Raw genomic sequence first — 24,031 nt, 5'->3', positions numbered from 1 at the left:
CAGCGGGTGACCGAGCCCTTCGTTGCCTCGCCGGTCGGGCATGCCTCGATGCGCGCGCGGTGGCGGGCGCTCATCCTCACCGACCCGGTCGCGCGGCTCGTGCGCAATGCCGCCTACGCCGACGTCCACGAGGCCTATGACCTGCGGCAACTCGCGCTCGCGGCGGTCGACCTGGCCGTGGCCTCGCTCGGGTTCGCCCGGGCGCTCACGCTCGCCGAGCTGATCGAGTCGATCGCCGAGCTGGCCGGGCGGATGCGGCCCGGCCCGTCGCACCAGCACGAGGACGCGGCGCGGTGGGTGGTCAAGGGGCTGCTCAACGACGCCGACAACCAGCGCGCGTTCGTGTACACCTTCGGCAATTCCGAGGAGTACGCGTTCCGGCTGCTGCAGCTCCAGGACGGGCCCGACGGCGCCGTGGTGCTCGCTTCGCCGCAGGCCGTCATGTTGTACCTGTCCGGGCTCGACCTCGACGTCGACGACGCCGAGGCCGCGTTCTCCGTGGTGCTCCAGCGGCAGCTGCGGGACCGGCGGTTCGAGGCGGCCGGCCGCACCGCCATGCAGGCCGAGCGGGTGTCCGTCGCGATGTCCGCCTCGCTCGCGGACATCCTCGATGCGACACAAAGAGACGTTCGTTCGGTCGACTGGGTGAACGATGTGCCGCCGCGCCTGCAACGCGCACGCGAACATGTCGAAGCGCGCATCGCGGCCGACGCCGAGGTGCTCAATCATGTCGCGGCCGGCATCGACACCGAGACGGACTCCGCGGTCCGGCGCGCATCCGGTGACCTCGTCGACACGCTCCGGCGCATCCGGCAGGTGCATCTGGACCTGGCCGAGCGCGTCAGCGACGCCCGGACGATCTTCCTCGAGGCACAGCTGCAACAGGTGTTTGCTCGACGCGTACACCTGCGGCTGTTGAATATTGAGCGGGAACTGCTCCATCCCGTCCTGAAGCTGCCCAGTGAGCCGGCGACAGCGGTCGTCGAGGCGTTCGGGGACCGTGTCGTCGGGCTGCAGATCCCGCGGCTGTTGCAGCTCGACAATCTCGTCGACGTGCTGCTGGCGCCGCCGCGGCTCGCCGGGGCCGAGGACGACGAGGACGAGGAGCCGGGGGAGAGCGAGGGCGCCGAGCTGCAGGCCTATCCGCCGGCCGTCGTCGCCGAGGTCACGCGCATCCTCAAGCGTGCCTCGCGGCAGCCGGTGCTGCTCTCTGCGTTACTTCAGGACCTGGATCATGATCAGACCGCTGAGCTGGTTCTGCTCTCCGCGCTCTGGGCCTACGCGCCCGACGTCGTCGAGCCGGGAGAGCAGCGTGGTGCCGGTCTCGCCGCGATACACACCGAACGAACGGGCGGACAACTCGATCACCCGTTGGTGTGGGGCGATGACCTGCGCGTGATGTACACAGAGGAGGAGCAGGAAGCGTGACGGTACCCATCGAGGACGTCCGTGCCGCGGCGGAGCTGGTCGCGCTGGGGCTGCGCACGAGTGCGCGTCCGACCGACGGCAATCCGTACGGGAAGCTGCTCGAGCGGTACCGCACCCAGACGCTGTTCCGCGACACGGTGGACACCCTCGCGAGCGGGCTCGGGCTGGTCGTGCTCGGCGCGCCGGTGCGGACCGGGCTCGTGCTCAGCACCTACCCGGGCAGCGTCTTCGCGGTGCGGATGGGGGATCTGCGCAGCACCGGCATGTCCGCCGACGAGAAGCTCATCGCGGGGCTGATCGTGCTGGGCGTCGCCGCGTACGCGTTCCCGCAGGAGGCGGACCTCGACAGCGCCGAGGTGAAGACGGTCGAGGTCGCCGCGCTCGACAAGTTCATCCGGGACACGATCGATCGGATCCTCGCGATCCCGGGCGAGGAGCACACAGTGGACGGTCAGGCGCGCCGGGCGGCCGAGGTGTACCGGCGCACGGCCGCGTTCCGGCCCAAGGACCGCCAGCCCGGGCCGGCCAAGGGGTGCACGCAGTTCGCGGTCGCCGAGGTGCTCGGGTGGCTCGTGGAGCGGGGGGCCGCGCGGCCCATGGCGCAGCTCGGGCCGAGCACGTACCAGCTCACGGACCGCTTCCGTTTGCTGGTGGCCGACGTGGCGGGTGGCGAGGCGCTGGAGGCCATGAGGTCGGTAAAGCACTGATGGCCGCCCCTGCTCGCCTCTGGCGAATTCGACGTGTTCACCTTGACCGGATCGGGTCGCCGGCCGCGCGATTTCGCGAGGTGTGGCTGGATTTGACGGGCCGCGACGGCAGCCCGCTGGACACCATCCTGTGGATGCGCAACGGCGGCGGGAAGTCCACGCTCATCGCGCTGCTGTGCGCGCTGATCCGCCCGGACCGACGCGACTTCCTCGCCACCGCGACGACCGGGCGGCACCTCGAGGACTGCGTCCTGGGCTCCGACACCGCGCACGTCGTCGTCGAGTGGATCGACCCCACCGGGCAGCGGCTGGTCACCGGCGGCGTCTACGAGTGGGCCGACCGCGCACAACCTTCGGACCCGAACGCTTCCCACGAGCGGCTGCGCCAGACCTGGTACGCGTTCACGCCCACCGCCGGCGTCGAGATCGAACAGCTCCCGTTCGGCGCCGAGCTCAAGGACTTCGCGAGGGCGGTCGAGGGCCTGCCGTTCGAGGCCGAGCCGGTCGTCACCACGAAGCAGGAGCGCTGGTCGCAGGCGCTGCAGGACCGCGGGCTCGACCCGGGCCTGTTCACCGCCATCCTGAAGATCAACGCGACCGAGGGCGGCATCGAGCATCACTTCAGGTTCCGGACCGCCGACGAGTTCGTGCAGTACCTGCTGACCCTGGTCACCGAACCGACCTCGGCCGGCAAGGTCGCCGGCATCCTGCGCACCACCCGCGACCGCCTCGCCCGCCAGCCGCGACTGCGCGCCGAGGTCGCCTTCTGCGACGAGGCCTCTGCGCTGCTCACCGGCCTGGCCACCACCCGGGACGCGCTGGTCGCCGCCGAGCTCGCCGCGCGCGCCGCCCGCCTCGACGCGGCCGGGCTCGCGGGCGCGCTGAGCGCCGCCGTCCGGTCGGCCGCGACCGCCGCCGAGGGTCACGACTCCCGCGCCGCGGAGGCGCATTCGGCGGTACTGCGAGCAACGGCCGAGTCCGCGACTCTGGATGAGCACGTACGGTTCTATCGATGGCGCGCCGCCGGCCTGGCCCACGCGCGCGCCGAGGCGGCCGCGCGTTCGGCCGACGCGCTCGTCGGCGAGCGCCGCCACGCGCACCGGTCCTGGCAGCTGGTGCCGGCGCTCATCCGCCACGTCGAGCAGGCCCAGCGCCTGGAGGCCGCCCGCCGCCGGCAGGAGCAGGCCGAGGCGGGCGCGGCTCCGCTGCGGCGCGACCGGGCCTCGGCCGCGGCGGTGCTCCTCGCGGTGTTGCTCCAGGCCCTGGGCGAGCTCGAGGTCCGCGTCGAGTCCGTGCTGGCGCAGGCCGCGGCCGCGCGTGAACGTCAGGCCGCGGCGCGTACCCTCGCCGACTCGCTGCGGGGCCGGCTCGGCAGCCTCGACGCCCAGCAGCGCACCATCTCGGCCCAGGTATCCGCTTACGACCGGGACCTCTCGGCGGCGGCCGAGCACCTCGACGGCTTCGACCTCGATCGTGCGCTGACGAACGCCTCCGCGGCCGAGGCCGACGCCGCGCAACGGATCGAGCACGGGATCCCGCTGGCCTTGTCCACATTGGACTCCGAGCGGGCCGCCTACGAACGCGAGCGCGCGCTCGCTCAGGCCGCCCTTACGGAGCTGTCGCGCGACAAGGCCGTCCTCGACGCCTCGCTGGGCCCGTTGCTGGCCGAGATCGAGGCGCTGGGCGGGGATCCGCGGCTGGCCGCGCTCGCCGAGCGGGACCGCGTCGACCCGATCGATTCGCAACGGTCCCTTGTGGACCTGCTCACCGAGGCGGTCATCACCGCCGACCGGCACCGCATCCAGCTCGCCGTCGCCGACGCGGAGGACGACCGGGCGGTGCAGGCGCTCGCCTCGGCGCGGGGGCTGCTCCCGGCCGCGCTGGACCTCGCCCGGGCCGCGGACGTCCTGGCCGCGGAGCGGATTCCGGCGACGACAGGCTGGCATCATTTGGCGGATTCGGTACCGCCCGCAGCCTGGCCGGCCGTCATCGCCGACGCGCCGCATCTGGTGGGCGGCCTGCTCGTGCACGACGCCGCCGATCTGGAGCGGGCGCGTTCGGTGCTGGCCTCAGCGGAGCTGTATCCCACCTCGGCCGTGCAGGTGGCCGCGACCGGCGATCTGCAGTCCATTGTCGACTCGGAGTCCGCCAAGCCGGTCGGGTTCGTGCTGCCGCCGGCGTCCGCGATGTACGACCGGACCGCCGCGGCGTCGGAGGTCGATCGCCGCAATCGGGGGCGGGACGAGCGCAACCAGCGTGTCCACGATCTGCTGGAGTCGCGCGATCGTGATCTGCGCCTGCGGGGTCGCCTGCTCGACCTGGCCGCGCGCTGCCCCGCCGGGCATCGGGAGCACCTGGAGGCCTCGTCGGCGCGGTTGACGGCGGCGCTGCGGGTTGCGGAGGAGCGTCTGGCGTCGTTGCAGGAGACGCGTTTGCTGCTCGACGAGCGTGCGGCGTCGCTGGAGCGCGCGCGGGGCGACTTGGCCGAGCGCCGCCGACGGTTGACCATTCGCATTGCGGCTTTGTCCGACCTTGCGCGCCGGGCGCCGGATGCTGCACGAATGCGCACCGAGCTGTCCGAGCTGCCGGCCTTGCGGGCCGAACTGCTTGCCGAGCTGGGGTCGGCTTCGGAGGCGGAGCTTTCCGCCGCGGCCGCGGCGTCGCAGTTGTCCGCGGACGCCACCCGCGACGCCGCGACCGTGCACGACTACCGGGTGCGCTGCGAGGATCTGCAGCGCGTTGCGAACGTTCCGGTCGACGGCTCGTTGTCAGGCCTTGATTCGCTGCCTTCGCTTGTCGAGGCGACAAACGCTTACCAGGCTGCGCACGATGCCTACCTCCGCCAGACGTCCGGCTCGGCGCTGGAGGCGACGATCGCTGAGATTGCGAGCCAGCTCTCCGCGCTCGACGATGAGATCGAGCAGTTCGCACCGACCGAACGCGCAACTGCGCAGGGTTTACTGGACACCGCGGACCCGGCAACGGTGCGTCGGGAGATCGGCCGGGCGGAGCGTGCGTTCCTGGACGCCCAGCGCGACGCGACCCTGGCCGGCGCGGCCTTGGCCAACGCGCGCCGAATCCTCGAAGGCTGCACGTTCGTGCAGCGCGACGGTGCGGATTCTTCATCTCCGGAGGAGGCCACTGCCGACGCGACGCTTTCGAGCGCTCATGGTGTCGTCGACGGTCGCGGGTTCGTGCATGGCGGTCGCGCGTTCGTGCATGGCGGTGGCGCTGATGTGCACGGCCCTGGCGCTGTTGCGCACGGCGATTCCGCTCATTTGCGCGGCGATGGCGCGGAGTTGTCGTCTTCGGAGGAAGCCACCGCCCTGGCCGATGCGGCTCAATACCGTCTCGAAGCGTCGCGCGCCGCGGAGCAGTCCGCCCGCGACGCGGCGGGCGCCGCCGAGGTTGATGCGAGTGCGGCCCGGCGCCGCGCCGATGACCTGCAGCAGCTCGTCACCGACCTGACCGAGGACACCGAGCCCGCGGAGGCGGCCCCGTTCGCCGGTGACGTCGACGCCGCGCGCGAGATGGCCCGCGGCGCGCGCCGGGCGCTGCAATCCGCCGACCGCGCCGTGACCGCGGCCCGCAACCGGCTCACCGCCGAGGCGCACCGGGCCGACCGCTGGGCGTCCGAGGAGCGCTTCGCCACCGTGAGCCCCGAGGTGCGCGACCGCTTCCGCGACGGCCGCCTCGACTTCGACGGTACGGAACTGTTGGGTCAGCAACTGGCCACCTACCGTCACGGCCTGGCCGGTGAGCTGGACGCCGTGGACAGAGACAAACACCTCGTGGTGACGGCGTTGTGCGCGGAAGTGCGCGAGGGCCTCAAAACGCTGCAGCGGGCGCAGCACCACGCGCAGCTTCCGCCAGGTCTGGCCGGCCATTTGCGCAACCGGCGCTTCCTCGACGTCGGCCCGCGCTCGAGTGTGGACACCAGCGACGCCACGTTGCGCAGTCGCGTTGAGCGTTTGGTCGACAAGCTCGTCGCCGGCAAGGACCCGATCCCGGATGGCCTGGCCCTGGCCTGGGAGGCGATCGCCGCGGTCGTGGGCCGCGGCAACTTCGTGGCGCGGGTGCTGAAGCCGTCGACCGAGCTGACGGACGACCGCCAGCCGGTCGAGCTGATGAGCAAGTGGAGCGGCGGCGAGAAGGTGACGATCGGCCTGCTGCTCTTCTGCATGCTGGCCCGCCTGCGTGCGGCCAACCGCGGCGGCGACGTGCCGGGCCTGGGCGTGCTGCCGATGGACAACCCGCTGGGCACCGCCAACTACGTGGCCTTCCTGGACCTTCAGCGCCGGGTGGCCGCCGCGAACGGCATCCAGCTCATCTTCCTGTCGGGCCTGGGCGACATGCGCGCGGTGGGCCGCTTCCCGAACGTCGTGCGAATGCGCAATACGCACAACCGCGGCCGCAACTACGCGCGTGTGATGGACCGTGAACTGAACGAGGACCAGATCCTGGAGAGCATCACCACCGCTCGCCTGACGTTCCCGGTCCAGGGCACCCTGTTGTGATGCACCTGGAGACCGAGCGGCTGCAACTGCGCCGGCTCACCGCGGACGACGTCGACAATCTCGTCGAGCTGGACAGCGACCCCGAGGTCATGCGCTACCTCAACGGCGGCCACCCCACGCCCCGCGAGCGGATCCGCGACATGATGCCGCACCTGCTGGCCTACTACGAGCGCGGCGACGACCTCGGCTACTGGATCATCGAGGCCGGCGGAAAGTTCCTCGGCTGGGTCTTCTTCCGCCCGCACCGCGGCGACGGTCCGCCCGTCGACGTCGATCGCTCGGGTATCGAGATCGGGTACCGCCTCCGGCACGAAGCGTGGGGGAATGGTTACGCAACCGAGGTTTGCCGCGCACTCATTGTGCGCGGTTTTGACGTTGTCGGCGTTGCGCGCGTGTTCGCCGAGACAATGGCCGCCAACGCGGGATCACGCCGTGTGATGAAGAAATCCGGTCTGCGTCACGTCGCCACGTTTTCGCTGGACGGGGCGCCCGAGGTGCAGTACGCGCTAACGGGCGGCGAGTGGCGGAAACTGCACGTTTAGCCGAATCCATCGGCCTTTCCGCCGATTCACGTCGAGCTATGGCTCTGTCACTTTCGCCTGATGGACCATTCAACTCATGTCACGTTGGGGGGATTCCTGGCCGGCGGTGTGGTCGGCTTCGGGCTCGGATTTCTGTACGCCATGGCCCGCCGTGCCTGGCGTAGCCTCAGAGGCGCCAACGCCCTCGCCGGCGAGGCGAACCGCGCGGCGTGGCAGACGACCGGGGAACTGATCATCCTCGGGTTCTTCCTCGCCGTGTTCGCCGCCCTCGCGCTGGGTGGGCTCGGCGACCGATGACAGAAACACACGGCCCGAACTCTGGGGGAGTACGGGCCGTGTGCGGGGATCACTGCCGGAAGCTGCGTACCGTTGGCCGGGCTGCACAGCTTGCCGTTCACGAACTGCCATTGCTGCGCGGCATTGTGCCCCCGCGGGCAGATCGTTCACGTCGCGGCGACTGCCCCGGGTCCACGCGGTGTCCGCTGTCAGGCCGGTACGCGGTGTTGTTCGAGGTGGGACATGACGGCCTGGTTCGCCTCCCAGCCGTCCGGGAACTTCACGATTTCGTTCAGGTACACGCGGCCCGTTGACGGGTGGGCGTCCAGCAGTTCCGAGATTCCCGCCCGCGCGACCGCGATGCACGCGTGTCGATGGCGCGATGTCAGCACGCAAAGGCGGCCCGCCTCCAGGTGGAAGGCCGTTGCATCCCGGCGGCCCGACAGTGGGTGCCAAATCACGGTTACGTCGTACTCGCGGCCCTGGAGACGGTTCGCCGTGTCCACCGTGATGCCCGAATTCGGCGGAAGGTGTTGGCGTACCGCCGCGGCCTGGTCGCGGTGCGCCGTGCCGATGGCGATTCGGTCCGCCGTTACCTGCGCGCCCGCCCGGGACTTCTCCGAGACCGCCACCGGGCCGCGTTCCAGCAGGCGCAGGGCGACCGCGGCGCAGGCCCGGGCCACCTCGTCGTCCGTGCGCATGGTGTGCCGGGCCGGTAGTTCGTGCAACGCCCAGCCGGTTGCCGCGGCGGTCTCCAGGGTCCTGTCCACTGGGGACGAACCGAAGGCGTGCGTGGCGAACGACAACGAACGGTCGGAGTGTGCGGTGCCGGACGTGAAGCCCGTAAACGGGTAGAAGGCCTCGGAGATCACCGGTGCGGCCGTGGCCGGGAGGCGCCAGGACACCGGCAGGCGGTGGACCGGGATCTCGGGATTGTGGCGCAGCAGTACCGCCACGGCGCTCAACTGCGGGTCCCACGACAGGCCGGCCCAGCGCTCGGTGTCCACCGTGGAGAAGGGGTCCAGCTGGCCCGGGTCGCCCACGAAGAGGGTGCGGTCGAAGCGGCCCGCGATCTGCAGCAGGGCGTCCGAGCGCATCTGGTACGCCTCGTCGACGATCGCCCACGGCCACGCGCCCTGGGTCAGGGTCGACCACTTGGCCGCGGTGCCGATCACCACGGCGGAGCCGGCCAGGCCGGCGATCGCGTTGTCCACCGTGACGTTGTTTTGTGTCGCAATTCGCGGCACGGGGACATAACCCTGCGCCGACAGGCGGCCGATCGGCAACGTCGGGGCCGAGCGGGCCAGGTTGGCGATCAGATCGTCCACCTGCTCGTTCGTTTGTGCCACGATGGCCAGCGGTTCGCCGCTTTCGGCGATGTGGCGTGCAGCGCGTACGACCAGGGTGGATTTTCCCGCGCCCGGGGGCGAGTCGACGACCACTCCGGGAGCGTCCGCGAACTGCAGGTGTTCCATCACCGCGGGCAGCACGTCGGTCATGACCAGGCCTCCACGGCGTCTTCCTCCGTCGGCTCCGGCGGAGGGGGCGGGCCGCCGTGGGTCCAGGGCGTGTCCTCGACCGGCGGGAAGTTGCCCCCGGGCTGGAAACCCGTCGACACGGTGCTGTACGTGACCTGTTCGCCCACCTCAGGGACGCTGCCGGGCGCCGGGGTGAGGGCGCGGCCCATGCCGCCCGTCAGCTCCAGAACGACGTCGGAGCCGTCGATTTCGACGATCCGGGCCGTCTGAGCGCGGCGGGAAGGGCTTTGGACGTCGGTACCGACGGCAAGGCGCAACGGATCCGAGGTGCGAACCGTCACATGTGGACGGAGCTTGCGGCGCGGGCCCGTGGCGTCCAGGCGGGTCGGGTCGGCCGCGACGACCGAGCCCGCGAAAGCCTCGCCCGAAAGGCGGAACTCGGCCATCACCAGCGGGTCGTCCAGGGCTCGTTGGGCGTCGAACGAGGCCTGCGCGCGCTCCAGACGGTTCAGGCGGCGGGCGGCGGCCACGGCGTTGTCGCGGCGGGCCTGCGGCAGGGAGCCGTCGCTGCGCAAGTAGTCGACGTAGTTCGTGTACGAGTCGCGGTCCTCGGCCCAGCGGTCCAGCACGCTCTCGCCCGGCCGCAGCGAACGCAGCAGCTCGACGCCGCGCCACATCAGTCGCCACGTCGGCTCCAGCTGGCTGCGCAGGGCCTCCGAGAGGCGGGTGAGCGCCGCCTGGCGGGCCGCGGTGTCGGCGTCGGTGCGCGCGTACCGCTCGATGGCCGGCATCAGCGTGGCCGCGTCGAACGCCGGGTCGGTCGCCGGGCCGGCCGGCGGCCAGATCTCCGGATCCTCGGCGTCCCGCGCGGCCTCGAACGGGTCGTCGTCGAACCAGGCGAGCAGCGCGGCCAGGTTGGCGTCCTCCATCGCGCTCTGACCCGTGGCCCAGTGCGCGCTCAGCGCCGAGGTCATCGCGAGCATCAGCGACGAGCCGGGGTGTTCGGCGCGCTCGGCGAAGTACGTCAGCCAGCGTCCGAGCAGGGGCACGACGCGCGCAACGGCGTACTCGCCGTATGTGCGGCGGAGCCTCGTGGAGCGGCCGAACAGCCGCACGAACTCGACGCCGCCGGGGTTGGGGACGAGGATCTGCGGGGCGTCGGTGAAGCGGCGCCGGCCGCGCACGTCCTCCTGGTGGCGCGCGAAGCTGTCCACGTACGACACGAACGCGCGTCCGAGCTCCGCCGCGAACTGGAAGCGCTGGTCGCGGTTGCGCGGTTGTGGCACGAGCAGCAGGCGCGGGTGGTCGGGGTCGTCGCCGAGCATCGCGGCCAATGGCGCGTTCGCCTCGCCGGCCAGGGCCAGCGGTATGAGGACCAATGGTCGTTCGGCCAGGTGGACGTGGCGCACCGTGGTGATGGGCTGCGCGGTCCGGTCGCGAACGGCCAACGCTCGTGCAAGAGCGGTCAGTGAGCTCATGCGAGGCACTCTTCGCGCAGGCGCAGGGCGGCTCGCAGTACCGTCGCCGCCTCCTGCTGTTCGGGGGAAGGCTCGAGCGCGCCCGCGGCGAGCAGCAGCGCGGTCTCGACCGTCGCCACGCTGCCCAGCTCCTCGGCCACCGACTTGCCCAGCGCGTGGGTGCTGCCGCGGGCCTCGTTGCGGCAGAAGTACGACATCTCGCAGGTCGACAGGCACTCGGGGGAGTACCGCGCGGGAATGTGTTCGATTGCGTCGCAGAGTTCGCCGACCGCGCGCGTCGGACGTCCGTCACGGTCGGGGGCCAGGTCGAACGTCACGTCGTCGTCGATGTGCGTCAACCGCTCGTCGATGCGCGTCATGTGCTGCAGTTGCCGCCTGAGCACCGTCAGCTGCCGCCGTACGTCCAGCCGCGTGGCGACCGCGTGATTGGAGAAGTTCTCGGGGCAGACGAGCACGACTCGATCGGAAACGGTCGCCGGATCGTGTCCGAGTTCGTCCAGGAGCCGTCGGAGCGCCACGACGTACACCGCGGACTGCACCGCCGCCGAAGCCACCTTCCCGCCGTCGGCCTGGCCGTCGATCACCGCGAAAGACTTGATCTCGATGACGTGGAAGATCCCCTGGTACTGAAACGCGATGAGGTCGGGCTCGAGAAACACCTGCCGGCCGCCGACCGGCAGTCGCAGCAGCGGGTGGTCGAACAGCGTGCCGGCCTCGTTCACCTGCTCCGCCGCGGCGCCGAGCACCTGGCGGGCGAGCTTGTGCCGCACCTCCTGGCTCTCGTTGCCGGCCGCGTCCTCGAGGTCCTGATACGCCACTTCCTTGATGTCCAGTTGCAGCGTTTCGCGCAGCAGGCGCAGCAGTTCCGCGCAGCCGTTCGCCTTCACCTGCGCGGTGAACGCTCGCGTGCGCGTGATGGCGAACGGGGACTGGCCGTAGGGCGGGGCGTAACCGACGCGTGCGGCGATTGCGCGTTTGTCGACACCCGCGGCGTCCATGACTGCGCGGCGCGCGCAGCCGGGGTTCGTGGTGAGCGCGGCGATCGTGCGGGCGTTGTGGGGAAGTGGCGGTACCGGCCCGCGCAGTTCGGCGAGCCGCTCCTCGGTGCTGTTCACGTGGCACTTCCTTCGCGGTGGTTCACGTGCCGGTTCGGCACCAGCGCCGGCCTCAGGTGCCGGTCTTGGGCACCGCCTTCAGGCTGACGCCGAACAGCTGGCCGGCGTCGTCGAGCTGGGCCCGGGCCCGGGCGGCGGCCGCTTCGCGGTGCGACCGGTCGACCGGTTCGTGCGTCGCCAGTTCGTTCTCGGCGGCGCGGATGACGACCTGTGGTTTTGCTGAGCCGACGCCGTCCGCCGCGCCCGGGATGTTCTCGGCGAACAGCCACAGTAGGCGCGCGGCGGCGCGGTCGGTATCAGGCAGACGATCGACGTGTTCCGCGATCCTGACCGCCGCCCGGAGAAAGTCGACGCGCGGGCTGAGCGCGCCGATGACCCGCTGTTCGAGTGGCCACGTGGAGATCGCGAGCAGCCCGCGCACCGGCGAGAAGCGGTCGGCGGCGAGGGCCGCGCACAGGTAGTACGGCCGCGCGAACGCGTTCATCCGGAACGACCGCTCCTCGTCCCGGCGCAGGCTGGTGAGTTTGGCGCTGTCGATGTCGCCGCTGAAGCACGCGTTGTAGACCTGCGCGATCAACTTGGGCGTGGCCGGCACGGCGAGCAGGGTGAGCGCCCCGTGGACCTGCTCGCGCAGGGGCAGCAGCGACCCGCCCTCGCGCGGCGCGGCGACCGTGGCCGTCGCCGTCGCCGTCGCCGGCGCGAGCGACTCCTCCCAGGCCGTCTCGAGCGCGCGCTGCTGGGCTCGGAGCGCCCGCTCGCGCGGCCGATCGCCGGCCGCCCGGGCCTGCCGGACCTGGGCCCGGAGGGCGGCGAGCTCGCGCTCGATCTCCTCCGCGTCACCGGTCATGCCCCCGACCGTACGCCTCCCAGTAATTTCCAGCAATCCCCACTTCCATCCAGAAACGTTGTTGCATGCCTCCGCTATTTTCCAGTAAGTTCCACTAAACGCCAAGCGTTCGGTTCAGGGGGTCGACATGTACGACATCGCCGCGCTGGAGGCGGTACTACGCGGGGTTCTGGCCGACGTGCCAGGAGACCGGGAGATCGTGGTCGTGGCCGTCATGCCATCGGCGCGGAACGAGACGACGAACGGCTGGGCCGCGCTGAGCGAGCGGGAGCGGGAGGTGGCCCGGCTCGTGCGAAGGGGCCTGATCAACCGCCACATCGCGACGAGGCTGGGCATCAGCGCGCACACGGTGAACTACCACCTGCGCCGGATCTTCAGGAAGCTCGACCTGGGCTCGCGGGCCGAACTGGCGGCGTTCAGCCCTCCGGAGTGACGGGTCTCGGCGCGCGCTCGAAGTGGCCCTCCCCGGCCTGGCGGCTCAACGTGCGGCCTTCGGGAAACGGGTCTCGTTGTAGGCGATCTTGTCCGCGACCGCCTTCGCTACGTCGATGCCCGTCACGTCGGCGAAGCGGAGGAGGTAGATCATTACGTCGGCGATCTCCTCGGCCACCCGGGGGTACGGGGGTGGCTCCGCCGGGTCCCACTGGTACAGCTCGGTCAGCTCTCCGACCTCGCCGACCAGGGCCAGCAGCAGGTTGCGCGGGGTGTGGTACTGCGGCCAGTCGCGTTCCTCCGCGAACCGGCGTAGTTGCTGCTGGACTTGAGCGGGCCACTCGTTCGTCACCGGGGTCACGTCACCACAGCGACCGGTTCTGAACGCAGATGGCCTTATGGGGCGTGGGTCGCAGGTGTAGATATCTGCACCCCGATCCGGGGATCAGCGTCAGTCCGCTCGTTTTGAAGATCCCCTATCTTCAATGGCATGTCACAGGAAACGGGGCCGGCGCTCGAGATTGCCAGGCTTACCAAGCGCTTCGGGGACAAGGTCGCCGTTGACGCCATCGATCTCGTTGTGCCGCAAGGGTCGTTCTTCGGGCTTGTCGGGCAGAACGGTGCCGGGAAGACGACCACGTTGTCGATGGCAGTTGGGCTTTTGCGTCCGGATGGCGGCGTGGCGCGCATCTTCGGACAGGACGTTTGGACGGCGGCCAAGGCCAAGGCGCTCGTCGGGGTGCTGCCCGACGGCCTCGCGATGCCCGAGCGGCTTACCGGGCGCGAGGTGCTGACGTACCTCGGGCTGCTGCGCGGGATGGACAAGAGCGTCGTTGCGCAGCGCGCAAGTGAGCTGCTCGCCGTGCTCGAGCTGGACGACGCGGAACGCACGCTCGTGATCGAGTACAGCACCGGTATGCGCAAGAAGATCGGGCTCGCCACCGCGTTGTTGCACGCTCCGCGGCTGTTGGTGCTCGATGAGCCGTTCGAGGCTGTCGATCCGGTGTCCGCGGCGACCATCAAGACGATTCTGCGCGGGTTCGTCGCCGCGGGCGGGTCGATCGTGTTGTCCAGTCACGTCATGGCGCTGGTCGAGCAGCTGTGCGACCACGTCGGGGTGGTCGACGGCGGCAAGGTCGTCGCCGCGGGGCCGCTCGAGTCCGTGCGCGGTGCGCGGTCGCTGGAAGAGACGTTCGTGGAGCTGGTCGGCGGGGAGCGGGCCGGGATGTCGAAGGAGCTGTCGTGGCTGTCGAAATGACCATGGCGCAGATGAAGGTCGCGGTGATGCGGCACTCGTACCGCGGGCAGCGCGCCCAGCTGGCCGGCACCGGTGCGGCCATCGGGGTCCTGCTGGCGGCCGGGACCGCCTTCCTCGGGTACCTGAGCCCGGACTATCTCGCCGCCGGGCTCGCCGTGTGGCTGCTGGGCTGGATGCTCGGCCCGGTGTTCATGGGCGGCGGGGACGAGACCCTGCGCCCGGAGTACTTCTCGATGCTCGGCATCTCGCCGCGGCGCCTCGCGGCCGGGCTGCTCACCGCGTCGTTCGTCGGCGTCGCGCCGCTGGTGACGCTCGGGGCGCTCGCGGGGCTGATCGTGGCCGGCGCGCGGCTGGGCGTGGTCAATGCGCTGGTGGCGGTACCGGCGATGCTGTTGCAATTGGCAGTTTTCGTGTTGTTGTCGAAGATCGCCGTCGCTGTTGTCGGCGTTGCCTTGAGAAGCAGGGTCGGCGCGATCGTGGCGGGCGTCATCAACGGCGTCGTGTTGTCGTCGCTCGGCCAGATCTGGGTGTTCATGGTCGCGTTCGGGGTGGCGGGCACGCCGGCCGCGGTGTGGTACCTGCCCTCGTCCTGGGGCCTGCTGGCCGTCCGGGGCCAGTGGTGGGCGCTTGGCGCACTGGCTGCACTGGTACTGCTGCTGCTCGGTCTTTGGGCCGCGCTGCTCGGCCGCCGGGCCGGTCGTCCGCGAGTGTCCGGACGTGCACAGCGCCCGATCACCGCGTCCACCGCGGCCGGGGCCGTCGTCGCCAAGGAAATGCGCACTTGGACGCGCGACCTTGTCCGTAACCACCAGCTCGCGTTCGCACTCGCTTACGGCTTCTGGTTCGCCGCGAGTCCGCTGGTGATCGGCTGGAACGGGATGCTGCCGTACGCCGGGCCGATCTTCATCGTGATGGCCGCCGGCATGGCCTCCAACCTGTACGGCACCGACGGCACCGCGCTGTGGCTCACGATGATGACCCCGGGCGCCACCGACGTCCGCGGCCGCCAGCTCGCCTGGATCACCACGCAGGGAACGATCGCAATCGCACTGTCCGTTGTGTGCACCGCGATCGTCGGCGGTCCGTGGCCGCTGATCCTGGCGCTCCTGGCCGCCCTGCTCGGCGGCGCGGCCGGCCTCGTGCCGCTGGTCTCGGTCTACGCGCTCGTGCCGGCCACCGACCCGCACCGCCGCACCGGCAACCCGCTGCGCACCAGCGAGGACGACGGCGGGCTGACCGGCCTGGCGTACCTCATGCTGTTCCTCGTCCTGCTGACCGGCGTGCCCGCGGGCCTGGCCGCGCTGTGGCTCGGCTGGGCGGGGGTTGCGGTAGGTGTTGTCACGGGCGCGCTGTGCTACTGGCTCTTCGGCCGGCTCGCCGAGCGCCGGCTGCGCACCCACGGCCCCGAACTGCTCGACACCATGCGCACGGGCCGCAAGCCGGCGTCGTCGGCCATGAAGGGCTACGACGAGCTGTCCAAGACCCAGAAGAACATCGCCGGCCTGGGCTTCGGCCTCGGCGCCATCCCGCTCTTCCCGCAGGGCATCGTCGCGCTCATATTCGTGTTCAACGGTAAGGCGGACATGTCGTGGTTCCTGGCCACGTACCTGCCGTCGCCGTGGAGCTACGCGGTGGCGATCGGGTTCATCCTGCTCGGCCTCGGGCTGTACGGAAGCGCGCTGTGGGTTGTGCGGAAGCGGCCAGAAGCTGACCGCATCCCCGCTTAAAGTTCCCGGTATGACGACGACTGATACCGCCGAGCGCGCCGACCTGCTGGAGTCCCTGGGCGTCGCTCGCCACTTCCTCAAGTACACCGTGCAGGGCCTGACCGACGAGCAGGCGCGGCAGCGCCCCACGGCGAGCGAGCTGACCCTCGGCGGCCTGATCAAGCACGTGGGCGAGATCGAGCGGCAGTGGGCGCGGTTCATCACCGAGGGCCCGGCCGCCGTGGCCATGCCCGAGGACGAGCGCGGCTTCCAGGAGTGGGCCAACGGCTTCAAACTGCTGGAGGACGAGACTTTGGCCGAAATCCTGCAGCGGTACGACGCAATCGCCGCCGAAACCGACAAACTCCTGCAGACGTGTGACCTCGACGCCTCCCACGAGCTCCCGCCGGCCCCCTGGTTCAAGCCGGGGGCGCGCCGCTCGGCCCGCCGCGTGTTCACGCACATCCTCGCCGAGACCGCGCAGCACTCCGGCCACGCCGACATCCTGCGCGAGTCGATCGACGGACAGAAGACCATGGGCTGACCACCGGGCGTCTGCACGTGCATGCACACGTGCAGATGTACTTGTATTACTCAAGGGTAAGTCGGCACCATACAGCGCGTGACCTTAGAGGGGTGCCAGTGTGGGCACGGCTCGAGACGAGAGCTGCTGAGCTTAATCGCATTGGAAGCGCTGCTGACGAGCCTCGCGGTGCTCGGGGCCGTGCTGGCGCAGCCGGAACTGGCCGTGGTGGCCGGGGTCGGCTGCGTCAGCCTCGCCGACCGGATCGCCGGTCGGCTCGCCGGGCGGGGCTCGGTGTCGCGGTGAAGGCGCCCGGACCGGCGTCGGGGGCTGAGCCGGCGGCCGCGCGTGCCGATCGCCGGGCGGCGTCGGGGGCTGAGCCAGCGGCCGCGCGTGCCGATCGCCGGGCGGTGTCGGGGGCTGAGCCGGCGGCCGCGCGTGCCGATCGCCGGGCGGGGCTCGGTGTTGCGGTGAAGGCGCCCGGGCCGGTGTCGGGGGCCGAGCCGGCCACCGCGCGTGCCGATCGCCGGGCGGGGCCCGGTGTCGCGGTGAAAGCGCCCGGATCGGCGTCGCGGGCCGAGCCGGCCACCGCCCGCCCGCAGGTGGTCTGGGAGATGATCGGCCGGCAGCTCCGGGACTTCCGCAATGCGCGCGACATCAGCCGCGCGGAGGCCGGGCGGCACATCGGCGGCGACGAAACGAAGATCAGCCGGCTCGAGCTCGGCCGGGTCAAGGTGAAGGAAGAGGACCTGGAGCGGCTGCTCGACCTGTACGGGGTCACGAGCGTCGCCGAGCAACGGGCGATGCTCGACCTCACGCGCCGGGCCGGCAGCCGCCAATGGTGGTACCAGCACCGCGACCTGCTGGCCGACTGGTTCTGCTCCTATCTGCTGCTCGAGTCGGCGGCGCACCTGATCAGGACGTACGAGGTGCAGTTCATCCCCGGCCTGCTGCAGACCCGGGCGTACGCCGAGGCGGTCATGCGGCTGCGGTACACCGACGAGGCCGAGGTTCGGCGCCGGGTCGACGTGCGGATGGAGCGCCAGCGCATCCTGCACGAGCAGCGTTCGACGCACGTGTGGGCGGTGGTCGAAGAGGCCGCGCTCCGCCAGCAGATCGGCGGGCCGCACGTCATGCGCGAACAGCTGAAGGCGCTCGTCCAGGCCAACGAGCGGCGGTACATCAGGATTCAGGTGCTGCCGAACAGCGCCGGCGGCCACGCGGGCACCGGCACCTCGTTCTCGATCCTGCGGCTGCGCAGCGAGAAGCTGCTCGATGTCGTGTACCTGGAGCAGTTGGAGAGCGCGCAGTTCTTCACCGACGCGTGGCAGTCCGACCCGTACTTCGAGGCGTGGTCACGGCTCAGCGTCGCGGCCGGAAAGCCTGACGACACCACGGCGGTCTTCGCGAATCTCCTGCGCGAGTCGATCGACGGGCAGAAGACCATGGGCTGAGTGGTCAACTTCGATGGCGCTGGGGGTTGCATAGTGCGATTATCTAAGTACATTATGCAACCCCCGGCTCCGTTCGAGGAGGGCGTCATGGATCGTGACGTGACGCGGACCGAAGAGATCAGCTCCCGGCAGCAGGATCGGGACGACGACGTCCTGAAGCGGCTGGAGCTCGACGCCGCAGTGCCGGTGCGGCGCCACCGCCGCCGCGAGTACCCCGGGCCCGACGAGGGGTGACATCCGCTGGACCAGGTGCTTGCACAGTGCAATGATAGCGGTGTGCACCGGCTCCGCTGAGGAGGGCGTCATGGATCGCAACGGGCACCACCACGTGGCACGGATCGACGACACCGTCACTCCGGCCAACCTGCACGAGCGCGCCGAGGCGGTCGCCGTGCCGGACTTCAACTACCTGGAACAGCCCGTCGAGGCGATCGTCGAGGCGCTCACCCACGTGCGCCGCCACCGGAAGCGCGAGCAACCGGACGTGCACCGCTGACCCGGCGCGGTGGGCGAACAGCCCGTCGAGGCGATCGTCGAGGCGCTCACCCACGTGCGCCGCCACCGGAAGCGCGAGCAACCGGACGTGCACCGCTGACCGGCGCGGTGGGCGAACAGCCCGTCGAGGCGATCGTCGAGGCGCTCACCCACGTGCGCCGCCACCGGAAGCGCGAGCAACCGGGCGAGCACCGCTGACCAGCGCGGTCAGCAGGGCCAGCGCGATCGTGCCGGCGGTAATCGCGCCGAGCGGCAACCACGGCACCGTGATCGTCAGCGGGCCCGTCACGCGTAGCAGCGTGAGCCACAGGCTGCCGACGGCTATGAATGCGCAGGCGGACGCGAGTACGACACCGATCGCCACCGAAATGAGCACTTCGAGCAGCGAAACGCGCAGGATCTGCGACCGCAGGGCGCCGAGCAACCGCAGCGTGCGGTGCTCGCCGGCGCGGTCCGGCGCGGCCATGAGCAGCGTGTTCACGAGGCTGAGCGCGGTGTAGCCGAGCACGATCGCGAGCACCACGAACAGCCCGGTGCGGCTCGCGCTCGGGCCGGCCGTCCGAGCGTTCGAATACGTCGCATTGTGTCCGGGCGGGATCGGGACGCGCGCGGACAGGTACGCCACCGTCGGCCGCGCCGAGTAGGCGTTGCCCGCGCCGACCAGCAGGTCCGCCGGGCTGCCCAGCGGCAGCTCGCCGATCACGCGCAGCGCGGCCGGCGAGCCGTCCGCGAGCCACACGTGCGCCGTCGAGCCGACCGGCAGGGCGAGGTCCGGCGTCACCATTACCGCGTCGTCGGGTACCCACGTGACCGCCAGGGCTTCGCGGCGGATGAGCGCGGTGTCGCCCTCCAGCGTGTAAACGCTCGTCGGCGTCGAGAACTGTGCATCCGGCAGTGCGCGAACGAGCTCTTGATCCAGACCCGCCCCGCCGGTCGCCACCACCGTCGCCGCGGCCGGGATCGGCGGCTTGTCCAGCGCGACCTTCGCGGTGTCGGTCAGCGCCGACGCGGTGAGCAGGGCGGCCGCGAGCCCCACGGTCACGAGCACCGGCGCCGCGATCGCCGCCGTCCGCCGCGCCGATGCCCGCGCCGACGCCGACGCGACCAGGCCGGTCGCCCCGCGCGGCCGGTCCAGCGCCGCGGCCACGGCCCGGGCCACCGGCCGGACCAGGGCCGGCGCGAGGAGCCCGGCCGCGGCGACCAGCAGCATCACGACCGGCATGTACGTCTTGCGGTTCGTCGCCGCGCCCGGGTCGCCGATGGCCGTGACCGCCATCGTGACCAGCGCCGTGCCCAGCACCCCGAGGCCGAGCACCCACCGTGTCAGCGGCATGACCCGCGGCTCGACCGCCGTCTCCCGCAGCGCTTCTCCGGGCCGCACCCGGCCGGCCCGCCAGGCCGCGGCGAGCGCACCGAGCAAAGCGACGGCGGCACCGGTACCGAACGAAGTCCACAGTGGCCAGTGCGCGTTGCTGAGCGTGGAGACCCAGGCGGGGACAAATTGCGACGAGATTCGGGCAGCGAGCCACGGCCCCGCGGCGGTGCCCGCGGCCGCGGCGGTGACGGCGACGAGCAGCGCCTCGGCGTACACCATCCGCCTGATCTGTCCCGGGGTCGCCCCCGTGGCCCGCAGCAGGGCGAACTCGGCCCGGCGCTGGGCCACGGCGAAGGCGAACGTGGACGCGACGACGAAGATCGCCACGAACGCGGCGAACCCGAGCGCGATGCCCACGATCGTCGCGGCGTTGTTGCGATCGCGCGCATCCGGCTCGCGGTTTGCGTCGAGGCGCGCGCGATCCTGTCCGGTGAGCACGATCGCGCGGTCGCCGATGACGGAACGCACATCGTCCGCGGAGCGGGTCAGCGCGAGCGCGTCGACGCGGGGGTGGAGGGCGGCGGCGCGGGCGTCGGTGAAGAAGACGGCCGGCTGCGGTCCGTCGGTGACGATGCCGACGATGGTGTACCGCACGAGCCCGCCGTCCGTCACGACCGGCACCCGGTCGCCGAGCCGCCCGTCGGCGACCGCGATCTCGTCGTCCGCGGCCGGCGCCCGGCCCTGGCGCAGCGCCTGCCCGTCGAGGCCGAGCGCCGACCAGGGGCGCCCGACCCCGTCGCGGCCGTAGTACGCGCGGAAGACCCGGTCCACGACCGCGTCCGGGAACGCGGCGACGACGTCGGCCGGCACGCCCCGCGGCTCGGCCAGCGGCGCGCTCGCCCCGCCCCGCCCGGTCGGCACGGTGAGGGTCTGGGACCCGGCGACGACGACGGGCACGGTGGAGTACCGCTGCGGGGGTCTCGGTGGCGCGGTCACCGTCGTGTCGAGCACCAGCCCGAGCGCGGCCATCAACGCCGAGCCGAGCGCGAGCGCGATGAAGGTGCCCACGAACGACAGGCGGCGCAGCCTGATGGTGGCCGCGGCGATGCGGATCACGCCGGCACCGACTCACGCACGACGCGACCGTCGGTGAGGGTGACGATACGGTCCGCAAACGAGGCGGCGACAGGGTCGTGCGTCACCATCACGATCGTCTGGCCGTGCTCGTCGACGAGCCCGCGCAGCAGCCGCAGCACGTCGCCTCCGCTCGCGGTGTCCAGGGCCCCGGTCGGCTCGTCCGCGAACAGCACCGCGGGCCTCGTGACGAGCGCCCGGGCGATCGCGACCCGCTGCTGCTGCCCGCCGGACAGCTCGTGCGGCCGATGTCCGCCCCGGTCGCCCAAACCGACACTTTGGAGCGCTCGTTCGAGCGCGTTCGGGTCCGTACGTTGTCCGGCCAGCCGCATGGGCAGGCCCACGTTCTGCCGCGCGGTGAGCGCCGGCAGCAGGTTGAACCCCTGGAACACGAACCCGATCCGCCGCCTGCGCAGCAGGGTCAGCCGCCGCTCGCTCAGCCCCGTGAGGTCCTGCCCGTCGAGCACCACGCGCCCGCTCGTCGGCCGGTCCAGCCCCGCCGCGCACTGCAGCAGCGTCGACTTGCCCGAGCCGGAGGGGCCCATGACCGCCGTGAAGGTTCCGGGCCCGAAGTCCACGGAGACGTTGTCGAGGGCGGTGACGCCGTTCGGGTACCGCCGGATGACCTCTTGCAACTGCACTCCCATACCGAAAAGCTAGGAATCGCGGGACCCCAGCCGGTACCGGACACATGACCGGTCGGGCCCCTACGGGCGGTAGGGTCGGTGATCGTGCTCTGGGGGCGGGAGGCCGATCAGGCGCTTGTCGCACGCGTGCTGGGCCGGGCCCGCGCCGGGTCCAGCGCCGTGCTGGTGCTGCGCGGCGACCCCGGCATCGGCAAGACCGCACTGCTGCGGCAGGCCCGCGACGCCGCCGCCGGGATGACGGTGCTGCGGTGCGCGGGGGTCGAAACCGAGGCGGAGGTACCCTTCGCCGCCCTCCACCAGCTGCTGCACCCCGTGCTCGGCCGCCTCGACGCCCTGCCTCCGCTGCAGGCCGACGCGCTGCGGGCCGCGCTCGGGCTCGGCCCCGCGGCCGGCGGCGACGAGCTGCTCATCGGCGTGGCGGTGCTGTCGCTGCTGGCCGAGGTGGGCCCGGTCGCGTGCTTCGTCGACGACGCCCACTGGCTCGACCGCGCCTCCGCCCAGGCCCTGCTCTTCGCGGCGCGGCGCCTGGAGGCCGAGGCGGTAGCCCTGCTGGTGGCCACCCGCGATGCCTTCGGGGATCTGCCCCACCACATGCTGCGGCCGCTGTCGCCCGACGCGGCCGCGCACCTGATCGGGCCGGTGCCCGCCGCCGTCCGGGACCGCATCGTCGCCGAGGCCGCGGGCAACCCCCTCGCGCTGCTCGAACTGCCACGGTCCGGCGCCGATGACCGCCCGCTGCCATTACCCGAACGCATTCAACAGGCCTTCGCTGCACGTTTGGACACGTTGCCGGCCGAGGCCCTGCTCCTGGCGGCTACCGACGACGAGGCCGACCTCGCCACCCTCGTGCGCGCCGGTGCCGAGATGGACACACTCGCGCAGGCGGAACGCGGACATCTCATCGAAGTCGTCGACGGCCGCGTCATCTTCACGCATCCGTTGCTGCGCGCCGCCGCGTACCGGCACGCCACCTTCGACCGTCGCCTCGCCGCGCACCGCGCCCTCGCCGGCGTCGTCGACGACCCGGACCGCCGCGCCTGGCACCTGGCCGCCGCCGCGACCGGCCCGGACGAGGAGGCCGCGGCGGCCCTGGAGGAGGCGGCCGAGCGGGCTCGGGGCCGCAAGGGCTACGCGGCCGCGGCCGCCGCCCTCCGCCGTGCCGCGGAGCTGAGCCCAGCTACCGGTCGGGTTGCTCGTCTGGTCGCCGCCGCCGAGGCCGCGGACGCGGCCGGGCCGCCCGACCAGGTCCGGGCGTTGCTGGAGCGCCTGCCTCTGGATCATGCTCTGGCGTTGCGGGCCAAGCTGGCCTTCGACGACGGCGACGTGGCGACCGCGCACGACCTGCTGCTGACCGCCGCCGCCGACGCGCCCCGGTCGATCGCGGGCCCGATGCTCTTCGACGCGGCCCGCAACGCGTGGCTGCTCGGCGACGCGGCGCGCCTGGCCGAGGTGTCCCGCCTCCTGCACGCGCGCGGCCTGCGCTCCGCCGTCGGCCTCGACGCCGCCCTGGCCGCCGTGAACGGCACCGCACCGCCGCCCGAGGGGGTGGCCGCGATGGCCGAGCTGGTCGCCGAGGCCGACGGGCTCGACGCGGCCTTCGTCGCCGGCCTGATCGGCGCCTTCGAGGCGAGCCGCGACATCGCCGCCTCGGTGGCCGCCCGGGCGAGGGCCGAGGGCGCGGTCGGCCGCCTGCCACGCGCGCACGCGACCCTGGCCGCGGCCGAGCTGCACCTGGGACGCTTCCGCGACGCGGTGGCCACGGCGGCCGAGGGCCTCCAGCTGCCCGCCGACCCGACGGTGCGGGCCGAGCTCGAGGGCGTCCTGGCCTGGATCGCCGCGGCCCGGGGCGAGGAACGCATTGCCGGGGGTGCCGATCAGGCCTGGTCGGTGTGGGCCCTGGCCCTGCTGGACCTGGGCCGGGGTCGCTTCGCGGAGGCCTCGGACCGCCTGGAGTCCGCCCTCGCGGGTCCGGCCGGCCGCCGCATCCAGGGCGTGTACCTGACCCCCGACCGGGCCGAGGCCGCGCTCCGAGCCGGCCACCGCGGCCGCGCCGAGGCCGCCTGCGCCCGCTTCGAGACCTGGGCGGCGGCGTGCCCGTCGCCCTGGGCCACGGCCGCCGTGACCCGCTGCCGCGCGCTGCTGTCCCCGGTCGACACCGTTCCCGCCGACTTCCCGTGGGAGGCCGCCCGCACCCATCTGATCCTGGGCGAGCGCCTGCGCCGCGACCGCCGTAAGACCGAGGCGCGCACGCACCTGCGTACCGCCGCCGATCTTTTCGACCGTCTGGGCGCCGACCCGTGGTCCGAGCGCGCGCGGGCGGAGCTGCGCGCGGCGGGCGAGGCGATCCCGGCCCGCGCGGGTGACTCCCTGGCCGCGCTGTCCCCCCAGGAGCTGCAGATCGTGCGCCTGGCCGCGGCGGGCCGGACCAACCGCGAGATCGCCGCGACGCTGTTCATCAGCCCGAAGACGGTGAGCTACCACCTGTACCGCGCGTTCCCGAAGCTCAACGTCACGAGCCGCACCCAGCTCGCCCGCCTCGACCTGAACTAGAGCCGGCGTTGTCCAGCGTACGGTGTAATTTACAGCGACCATCGCCGATGTTACGTAACATCCCGTGGGCCGGTTGCAGGCTTGTTGCAGGCGGTTGACGCGCGTTTCGAAAACGCCCTAGGTTCCCGT

General features: G+C 71.9%; 21 protein-coding genes. 14 read left to right on the top strand and 7 right to left on the bottom strand.

Annotation, left to right across the window (positions count from 1 at the left end; genetic code table 11):
• The first annotated feature begins 6 nt into the window (after positions 1–6).
• From AB0B76_RS00555 to AB0B76_RS00535, 5 genes are all read left to right on the top strand, one after another.
• Complete coding sequence (locus AB0B76_RS00555) at positions 7–1,428, top strand: hypothetical protein (protein ID WP_360367016.1); 1,422 nt, start codon at positions 7–9, stop codon at positions 1,426–1,428.
• Positions 1,425–2,135: a hypothetical protein gene (locus AB0B76_RS00550; protein WP_360367013.1), complete on the top strand. Its 711-nt coding sequence runs from the start codon at positions 1,425–1,427 to the stop codon at positions 2,133–2,135. Before AB0B76_RS00555 ends, AB0B76_RS00550 begins: the two co-directional genes overlap by 4 nt.
• Positions 2,136–2,215: 80 nt before the next feature.
• Complete coding sequence (locus AB0B76_RS00545; protein WP_360367010.1) at positions 2,216–6,652, top strand: hypothetical protein; 4,437 nt, start codon at positions 2,216–2,218, stop codon at positions 6,650–6,652.
• Positions 6,652–7,194, top strand: a complete 543-nt coding sequence (locus AB0B76_RS00540) for a GNAT family N-acetyltransferase (protein WP_360367007.1) — start codon at positions 6,652–6,654, stop codon at positions 7,192–7,194. Before AB0B76_RS00545 ends, AB0B76_RS00540 begins: the two co-directional genes overlap by 1 nt.
• 60 nt (positions 7,195–7,254) lie before the next feature.
• Positions 7,255–7,491 (top strand): hypothetical protein, encoded by a 237-nt coding sequence (locus AB0B76_RS00535; RefSeq protein WP_360367004.1) that lies wholly within the window; start codon positions 7,255–7,257, stop codon positions 7,489–7,491.
• Positions 7,492–7,679: 188 nt separating this feature from the next.
• On the opposite strand, the gene AB0B76_RS00530 is transcribed toward AB0B76_RS00535, so the two are convergent.
• Genes AB0B76_RS00530 through AB0B76_RS00515 form a run of 4 tightly spaced genes read right to left on the bottom strand, consistent with a single transcriptional unit; the run spans position 7,680 to position 12,388 of the window.
• On the bottom strand, positions 7,680–8,969 hold the full coding sequence (locus AB0B76_RS00530) for an AAA family ATPase (RefSeq protein WP_360367001.1): 1,290 nt from the start codon (positions 8,967–8,969) through the stop codon (positions 7,680–7,682).
• Positions 8,966–10,426: a hypothetical protein gene (locus AB0B76_RS00525; RefSeq protein WP_360366998.1), complete on the bottom strand. Its 1,461-nt coding sequence runs from the start codon at positions 10,424–10,426 to the stop codon at positions 8,966–8,968. The genes AB0B76_RS00530 and AB0B76_RS00525 overlap by 4 nt, the downstream gene beginning before the upstream one ends.
• A complete protein-coding gene (locus AB0B76_RS00520) occupies positions 10,423–11,541 on the bottom strand; it encodes a hypothetical protein (RefSeq protein ID WP_360366995.1) in 1,119 nt (372 codons plus the stop codon). The genes AB0B76_RS00525 and AB0B76_RS00520 overlap by 4 nt, the downstream gene beginning before the upstream one ends.
• Positions 11,542–11,593: 52 nt before the next feature.
• The gene (locus tag AB0B76_RS00515) at positions 11,594–12,388 is read right to left on the bottom strand and encodes a hypothetical protein (RefSeq protein ID WP_360366992.1); all 795 of its coding nucleotides are present in this window, start codon (positions 12,386–12,388) and stop codon (positions 11,594–11,596) included.
• 127 nt (positions 12,389–12,515) lie between these two features.
• Between AB0B76_RS00515 and AB0B76_RS00510 the strand changes: the two genes are divergently transcribed.
• Positions 12,516–12,821: a helix-turn-helix transcriptional regulator gene (locus AB0B76_RS00510; RefSeq protein WP_360366989.1), complete on the top strand. Its 306-nt coding sequence runs from the start codon at positions 12,516–12,518 to the stop codon at positions 12,819–12,821.
• Between the two features lie 45 nt (positions 12,822–12,866).
• Here AB0B76_RS00510 and AB0B76_RS00505 read toward each other — a convergent pair whose 3' ends face one another.
• Positions 12,867–13,172, bottom strand: coding sequence for a nucleotide pyrophosphohydrolase (locus tag AB0B76_RS00505; protein ID WP_360366986.1), 306 nt, complete (start codon positions 13,170–13,172; stop codon positions 12,867–12,869).
• Positions 13,173–13,310: 138 nt separating this feature from the next.
• On the opposite strand from AB0B76_RS00505, the gene AB0B76_RS00500 reads away from it, so the two are divergent.
• The 7 genes from AB0B76_RS00500 (at position 13,311) to AB0B76_RS00470 (ending at position 18,257) form a co-directional block, all read left to right on the top strand.
• Positions 13,311–14,078 (top strand): ABC transporter ATP-binding protein, encoded by a 768-nt coding sequence (locus AB0B76_RS00500; protein ID WP_360366983.1) that lies wholly within the window; start codon positions 13,311–13,313, stop codon positions 14,076–14,078.
• A complete protein-coding gene (locus AB0B76_RS00495; RefSeq protein WP_360366980.1) occupies positions 14,063–15,805 on the top strand; it encodes a hypothetical protein in 1,743 nt (580 codons plus the stop codon). Before AB0B76_RS00500 ends, AB0B76_RS00495 begins: the two co-directional genes overlap by 16 nt.
• A 10-nt stretch (positions 15,806–15,815) precedes the next feature.
• The gene (locus AB0B76_RS00490) at positions 15,816–16,328 is read left to right on the top strand and encodes a DinB family protein (protein ID WP_360366977.1); all 513 of its coding nucleotides are present in this window, start codon (positions 15,816–15,818) and stop codon (positions 16,326–16,328) included.
• Between the two features lie 141 nt (positions 16,329–16,469).
• Positions 16,470–16,613, top strand: a complete 144-nt coding sequence (locus tag AB0B76_RS00485) for a hypothetical protein (protein ID WP_360366974.1) — start codon at positions 16,470–16,472, stop codon at positions 16,611–16,613.
• A gap of 242 nt (positions 16,614–16,855) precedes the next feature.
• Complete coding sequence (locus tag AB0B76_RS00480; protein ID WP_360366971.1) at positions 16,856–17,761, top strand: helix-turn-helix transcriptional regulator; 906 nt, start codon at positions 16,856–16,858, stop codon at positions 17,759–17,761.
• An 87-nt stretch (positions 17,762–17,848) separates the two neighbouring features.
• Entirely contained in the window at positions 17,849–17,995 is a 147-nt protein-coding gene (locus AB0B76_RS00475; protein ID WP_360366968.1) for a hypothetical protein, read from the top strand.
• Positions 17,996–18,065: 70 nt separating this feature from the next.
• On the top strand, positions 18,066–18,257 hold the full coding sequence (locus tag AB0B76_RS00470; protein WP_360366965.1) for a hypothetical protein: 192 nt from the start codon (positions 18,066–18,068) through the stop codon (positions 18,255–18,257).
• Positions 18,258–18,401: 144 nt separating this feature from the next.
• Here the strand turns inward: AB0B76_RS00470 and AB0B76_RS00465 are convergent, their stop codons facing one another.
• Positions 18,402–20,687 (bottom strand): FtsX-like permease family protein, encoded by a 2,286-nt coding sequence (locus AB0B76_RS00465; protein WP_360366962.1) that lies wholly within the window; start codon positions 20,685–20,687, stop codon positions 18,402–18,404.
• Positions 20,684–21,352: an ABC transporter ATP-binding protein gene (locus AB0B76_RS00460; protein ID WP_360366959.1), complete on the bottom strand. Its 669-nt coding sequence runs from the start codon at positions 21,350–21,352 to the stop codon at positions 20,684–20,686. The genes AB0B76_RS00465 and AB0B76_RS00460 overlap by 4 nt, the downstream gene beginning before the upstream one ends.
• Positions 21,353–21,430: 78 nt before the next feature.
• On the opposite strand from AB0B76_RS00460, the gene AB0B76_RS00455 reads away from it, so the two are divergent.
• Complete coding sequence (locus AB0B76_RS00455) at positions 21,431–23,902, top strand: LuxR C-terminal-related transcriptional regulator (RefSeq protein WP_360366956.1); 2,472 nt, start codon at positions 21,431–21,433, stop codon at positions 23,900–23,902.
• The last annotated feature ends 129 nt before the right edge of the window (positions 23,903–24,031 follow it).

It is taken from the genome of Dactylosporangium sp. NPDC049140 (assembly GCF_040648435.1).
Note: the sequence above shows the minus strand (reverse complement) of the source record. Positions and strands in the feature narration are given on the sequence as shown.